Genomic DNA, 6332 nt, shown 5'->3' with positions numbered 1-6332 from the left:
TGGACCGAGTCTGGCCAGACACCGGCCCTACCGACAATCGTCAAGCAGCCGCGAGCGGACCGTGCCGTGGTGGTGGTGATGTTGGGGCTACCACGTGGGTTTCCTGATGCGCCTCACCGTCAGAGGTTTCGGTAGCGCTGGATCGCGACCGGACCTCGTCCGAGGGTCGCACCGCGCATGGAGGCGGCAGTACCGTGAATCCAAGGACGTTCGGATCGTCGAGCGGTTGGGAGGGCTGACATGCCGGACGACGGATACGGGTCGGAGCTGTGGAAGGCCGTGCAGTCAGTGACCGCGAACAGCAAGGACGGCATCAGTGCTCCGGTGACCGCCAACTCGCGCGACGGGATCAACGTCCCCGCCATCACCGGGAAAGGATCCGGGCGGAAGCACGCAGCCGCGGCGGATCAGCCCTCGAGGACGCCACTACTCGAGCGGCTAGGCAGGGCGTTTAGCCTCCGGCGCTGAGAACCACACGGACTGCCAGCTGCGGTTCGCCGAAGGTATGCGCCGCGGCGCCCTGTGGCCCTGCCCGACGTCGAGTGCCAGCCGGCCGCGTCACACCGCCGCGTTTCGGCAAAGTGGTCGACCGCGGGTGCCATGGCCTATCCGATGTCAGATCCTGCTGCTCGACTACCCGACGTACCGTCAGTCAGCCGAGCAGAAGACCGACGTACCTGGGCCGGGTGTTAGGAAGCGATACCGATGTGAGCGCGGCGGTGAGCCGGCGTGTCGATCTCGTCCACAACGGCGACCGCGAAGTCCGTCCCGGAGATGCTCGAGTTCCCTTCCGCGTCGAACAGGGCCACCTCGCCCCCAACCCGGTAGTGCCCTTGGTGATCACCCGGAGCGAAGGCGCCATAGCTGCCGGCCGGGCTGATGAACACCCAGTCCAGGTCCGCAGGCGCGTCGTCGACCAGCATCGCCCGGGTCGCCTCACCTTCGAACGCTTCCTGACGGAACTCCTCTGGCACCTCACCCTCGACGAAGCGGGGCGCGCCGGGCGCCGGGCGCAGCGAGCTGAAGCCGCCCACCTGCAGATACCGTGCGCCCGCCTCGGCCGACAGACGTGCCAGCTCTCGGTACACGTCCACCAAGCGCCCGACCATCTCCCTGCGCGGCGAGAGGCAGGCCACCACCACGTCCGCGCCCGGAACCACCCGTGCCGCGACCTCCCCGACGTCCCCCAGCTCGTAGCGCACCCCCTCCAACGGTTCCGACGGCTCGGTTCGGCTGATCGAGACGACCGCATGTCCGCGACCGGCAGCCTCGCGGACGATGTTCCCGCCGGTGTAACCGGTGCCTCCAACGACGACGATGGTGGCCATAGCAACTCCTCAAGTTTGCACAACTGGTTGAAGGGGCAACCACAGGTGTGCTCACGTGATTCCTTGCCAGGCGTACACCACCCTCGAACCACGACCCGCGTGCGTCATATCGCCGCCAGTCGACCGCGTCCCGACTTCGTTGGAGGTCCTGTGCGGGCGCGTTACCTTGCTGTTCAATGGCGCTGGTCGGGTAGGCCGAACAGCGAGTGCGAGCGAGCAGGAGTCGCTCATGCATAACCTCAAGTGGAACATGCAGGCCAGTGCCCTGTCCTGACCGAACGCAACCTGACCGGTTGCGACCGTTGGGCGCGCTTCTCGTCCCCTTGCTTGCGGTGGCAGGCTGCGCGGCGCCCCCGCCGACCGGTCCACATCTGGTGTTGCCGCAAGGGACTCACTGGACCGGGGACAGCCTCCAGGCCCGCCAGCACCGAGATTGGCTGCTCGGCTCGATGGTCGTGTGCCTGGACCGGCCGGGCGCAGTGCGGGTGACCAAGGTTCAGGCTCTTGGTGGTGACCTCGAGGTCACCGGCTTCGCCCTGCGCCCCAACCCTGCCGGTACGGGAGCCTCGATGCTGGGCAGTTCCGTGGACACCTTCGTTTCGGAAGGCCTGGACCCAGGGGCGGCGACGGTCACGGCCGTGTGCGGTTCGGCACCAGCGGCCGGTGACGAGCTCATCGTCAGGCTGCACAGCGACGGCACGGCCACGACCAAAGCGGAGGGCCTGTCAGTGACCTATGTCAGCGACGGCACTTCCGGGCAGCTGGCCATTCCGGTCGGTCTGGTCATGTGCATCAAGCCTCCAGAAGACCCCGAGTGCACAGTGCAACCGCCGTCCGGCTCCTCATGACCGCGCGCAGGCGCGTCGGGGCGCTCTGCTGCCTTTCGCCGCGAGTGACCTACTGACCGGCTCGGGCGCGTTGCGGAGATCCTAAGAATGGGGTCTGACCGCGACGAGTCGCAACGGATGAGGCTGTCGCGTGGTCAGGGCGGACGACCGTCGCCGTGTCAGTGGGTTCGGTGCTTGCGTGTTGGGCACGCTCGCCCACTCTGCACCGAGGTCGGCCTCGACCAGGGTGCGGTCTCCGGCTAGCAGTTCGACTGTCTGCCATCGCCGTTCCCACATGGGGATTAGGTACGTGAGCGCCGCAAGAGCTGCCAGGAAGACTGCCATCCACGGCACGCCTTGTTGAACTGCCTGGACGACGGCGACGGCGGCGACCACGAGCCGCAGCCGCCATCCGAGAGCGACGAACGGCAGTCGACCGAACCCCTGGGCTATTCCGCCGGCCAGGGCTTTGAGGGCCAGCCATGGCAGGGACCAGAACGTGATGACCAGGTCGTTGCGAGTCCATCCGTCACGCACTAAGGCGGCGGGGTGTCCGATGATGGCGACGGCCTGGCCTTGGGTCAGGCTGCCGTCTTCGACCGCGTCCAGCACCCCTTGGGCGATGAGCACAGTGTGGCGGCCCGCCGGTTGCGCGGCGATATGGGTGTCGCCGCTGCAGATCCACAAGCGCACCCGGGGCGGGCCAAGGGCGTTGCGGCACAGCAGCGTCACAGCTGGGGCGATCGTCGCGCGCTCGGACTGGGTCAACGGGTGAGCCCGGTACAAGACTCGAGCGACTGCGGACTCGCCGCGGCCGCGCAGCAGCAGCCCCATCGTCGCGAGCCCTCCGACGAAGAGCGTCAACCCCGCCGCGGGCGGCAGCAGGGCGCCGACCATCCAGGTCAGCACGGTGCTGACCAGCAGGCCAGGGCCGACCGCCAACGCCTTCAACACCCATCGCGGCACGACGCCCCACCTCCTCACTGGATCCATTCAGCCTAGCCCGAGAAGAAGCATCACCGGCGGATGGTGACCCCCGCGCGTCCAGGTCCTGCTTGCGGGCTGTGTGAATCCCAGTGTCCACACGGGCACCGACACCACACCCGGTTGTCCACAGATCGCGACCGCGCCGGTGGACGACCGGATCTGGCAGGGCGTGATGGAGGGGTCAGAGAAGAAGGAGCAGGACATGCAGGCTCACAGCTCGACCGGCACGTGGATGCAGTCGTGGGGGGAGGTGGTCGCCCTCCTGAACAGAGCCGCCGACATCGGCGTCGAGGCGGCCGAGATCGACCCGGCCCTGCACTCGACGGCTTGGTGGGCCGATCTGGTCGCCGCCGCTGCCGTGCAGCTGCTGCCACCCGAGCACGACCTGACGCTCAACCAGGTCGTCCTGCCGGACCACCTGCTTGAGCTGGGATTCGTGGCGATAGTGCAGGCCGCGCACGAGGCCGCGCTGGCCATACCGATCGACCAGGTACCCGCCCCCGCGCAGGTCGTCATCGCCGAGCTGACCGCCCTCGCCAGCGAGGTCGAGCAGTGACCGCGCCCGCGCGACCACTGCCCGGTGACGCACGCAGCGTCGGCGAGCTCCTGCGGGACGCGGACGTCACCGCGAGAGCCGCCCTGTGGGATCCCGACCCGGACCAGGCCAAAGCACGGGTACGCGCCTGGGGGTCCCTTCTCGACGCCGCATCGCAACTGTGGGAGGCCATCCCCGATCAGGACCGCGACCCGGTCATGGACCGCATCACCAGACCAGCACGCACCACCGGCCCGGGCGCGGCATGGCCCGGCGCCGGCCCGAGCGACCCACTGCTGCAGTCCGTCGCCGACTCCATCCGCCACGCCGCGATGCTCGTCCAGGAGCGGCGGCTGCGGGTCCCACCCCTGACGCCCGAGGGGGCGGCCGACGCGGCGGCCGCGCGGACCCGGCTCATGCACACGATCTACGCCGCCTCCCACGCGGTCGCTCTCTCCCTGGGACACCATGTTCGCGACCTACAGCGCCGATTGGAGGCCGGACGGACCATCCCCGCCGGGGACTCCCTCGTACGTGCCCGCGCCACCCGTGACCGCGCCACCCTCATCGAGCGCCTCGCCGGCGGCTATCTGGAGAACCGGTGGCCGACCGTGGTCGAGGGCGAACACCGGGACCGGCCCGTGACCGCGAGACTCGAGGTCGCTTGCGCTCGGTGGGACCTGGCCGCGCATCGAGTCCTGGCCCACCAGCCGAGCATGGCCAACCTCGCCACCGTGGTGCGCGGCCAAGCTGGCATCGTCGTCGCCGCCAAGATCGTCGACGCCGCCGCCGCCCGGACCGGTGCCCTTGACCACCGCACCCACGAGCAGCGGATCGAACCCGCCACCACCCGTCTCGAACGCAGCTGGGCCCGCCTCGACAAGGAGCTGCACCAGATGCTCGGACAGGACCGACGCCGCGACCCCCAGCTCATCCACGCCGGCAACGAACTCGGTGCCGCCCTGCGTGAGATCACCCACCAGCACAACGGGCTGGCCACCCCACACGCCATGGCCGCCCGCAGCGACCTCACGGCAGTCACGCGGATCCTGCACCACTCCGTCGCCGCATCCGGCGACCTCGCCCAAGCCGTCCGCGACACCCTCCAAGACCCAGGGCTCGTCGGCAACGCGCGAGGCGTGCACTCGATCGCCACCGAGCTCCTCGGACCCGACCCAGACACCCCCTGGGTCAACCCCGCCGACATCGCGAACCACCGCGAAGTCGCTCTCCCACAACCGCTACGCGCCGAGCTCTTCGCCCACACCGACCGCGTCATCCTCGCGGCCCGGGTGGTCGACTCGGCCACCAGCGCACTACATGAACCCCGCGGCACCATGACCGCCGGCCAGCCCGCCATCACCAGCGGACGCCAACACCAGGACCGTGCCTTGCCCCCGACAGGTAACGCAGCTCCCGCGATCGGCTGCGAGCGCTGAAGAGGTGTCGGAAATCGCCGGAGGCGGATCCCCGACCACGGCCTGTGCTCGCGGTCGACGGCTCGGCGTTACGCCTCGAGGTGGTCCGGAAGTGGCACGAGAAGCTTATCCAGCGTGGATCTCACATCGGGCGCCGTCGCACGCCTGCCGACGTAGTGCTGGTAAGTGACGGACGGATCGCGGTGTCCGAGCTGGTCGCGAGCCGCGTCGAGCGAAATCTCGTGCGTCAGTAGCGTCCCGACGGTTCGACGCAGGGTGTGCAGAGTGACCCCCTGCACCTCCCGGGCTTCACGTGGGCCGCGTTCCGTGGCACGTGCGATGGCGCTGCGGAGCCGGGTGCGCATGTTCGACGGAGCGATCCAGTTTCCCTTTCCAGTAGCGAAGATGGGCGCGTCGGCGCTGGGCGGCGGGCGCCGCTCCATCCGCTCCTGAAGCATCTCCACCACGGCAGTGGGGAGGATCAACCGGCGGTCCTGTCGGGTCTTCGTCGTGTCCTGCCGGTGCAACTTCTCCACGTAGCCTCGGCGGGGTTCGACCAACGTGCCACAAACATGCAGTGTGGGCGTGACCCCGTCGAGATCCTCGAGATCCCTAGGCCGAATCGCGAGCGCCTCTCCTTCGCGGCAGCCGGTCCCGAGAAGAAGATCGATCAGCTGCTCAAGATCCGTGTTGGGCATGCGACGTCCCTCGATGCGGATTGAATCCCGGCGAACCTCCCTTCGCAACAACACGGCCTGCTCCACCGTCAGGAACTGCACTTCCCTTCGGAACGTGCGGGCTGATGTGGCCGCGTCGCGCATCGGATTCGCGGAGAGAGCCCCATGCGCGACTGCCAGGCCGAGCATTCCACCCAGAACCACGCGCAGTTGACGGGTGGACCGGCCACCCGTCCGGCCAGGGTAACTACCGTGGCTACGACCATGTTCGACGTCCGCGAACAAGCGGTCGAGGAAGGGCACGTTCGCCTCGCGAATCTGAACCTGCCCGATCGCGGGGACGATGACGTTGTCGATCTCAGAGTGGTAGGTCGCGAGTGTCTGTGGGGCCAGGGGCCCCTTCTGGCGTACCTGCCCGTGGTCGCGGCGGTGCTGGAGCCACTTGCTCGCGAGGGCCTCCATGGTGGTGCTGCCGGTGATGCCCGTGACACTTGGGTCGGTCCGACCACTGAGCGTGGCCTCGAGTCCACGTGCAGCGGCGCTCTTGGTCGCGGCTGAGT

General features: G+C 68.7%; 6 protein-coding genes. 3 read left to right on the top strand and 3 right to left on the bottom strand.

The annotated features are described in order from the left end of the window. Positions 1-689 precede the first annotated feature (689 nt). On the bottom strand, positions 690-1328 hold the full coding sequence (locus PKA89_RS18375) for an NAD(P)H-binding protein (protein WP_324422002.1): 639 nt from the start codon (positions 1326-1328) through the stop codon (positions 690-692). A 485-nt stretch (positions 1329-1813) separates the two neighbouring features. Between PKA89_RS18375 and PKA89_RS18370 the strand changes: the two genes are divergently transcribed. Continuing rightward, positions 1814-2176 carry a hypothetical protein gene (locus PKA89_RS18370; protein ID WP_324422000.1) on the top strand — a complete coding sequence of 121 codons (363 nt, stop codon included), beginning with the start codon at positions 1814-1816 and terminating at the stop codon, positions 2174-2176. 81 nt (positions 2177-2257) lie between these two features. On the opposite strand, the gene PKA89_RS18365 is transcribed toward PKA89_RS18370, so the two are convergent. Beyond that, positions 2258-3121: a hypothetical protein gene (locus PKA89_RS18365; RefSeq protein WP_324421998.1), complete on the bottom strand. Its 864-nt coding sequence runs from the start codon at positions 3119-3121 to the stop codon at positions 2258-2260. A gap of 166 nt (positions 3122-3287) precedes the next feature. Between PKA89_RS18365 and PKA89_RS18360 the strand changes: the two genes are divergently transcribed. Continuing rightward, positions 3288-3698 carry a hypothetical protein gene (locus PKA89_RS18360; protein ID WP_324421995.1) on the top strand — a complete coding sequence of 137 codons (411 nt, stop codon included), beginning with the start codon at positions 3288-3290 and terminating at the stop codon, positions 3696-3698. A 197-nt stretch (positions 3699-3895) separates the two neighbouring features. Further along, a complete protein-coding gene (locus PKA89_RS18355) occupies positions 3896-5116 on the top strand; it encodes a hypothetical protein (protein ID WP_324421993.1) in 1221 nt (406 codons plus the stop codon). A 68-nt stretch (positions 5117-5184) separates the two neighbouring features. Here the strand turns inward: PKA89_RS18355 and PKA89_RS18350 are convergent, their stop codons facing one another. Then, positions 5185-6234 (bottom strand): tyrosine-type recombinase/integrase, encoded by a 1050-nt coding sequence (locus PKA89_RS18350; protein WP_324421991.1) that lies wholly within the window; start codon positions 6232-6234, stop codon positions 5185-5187. Positions 6235-6332 lie beyond the last annotated feature (98 nt).

The organism is Phycicoccus sp., from assembly GCF_035325325.1.
Lineage (GTDB): Bacteria > Actinomycetota > Actinomycetes > Actinomycetales > Dermatophilaceae > Phycicoccus.
This window is presented reverse-complemented; position numbering and strand designations above follow the sequence as displayed.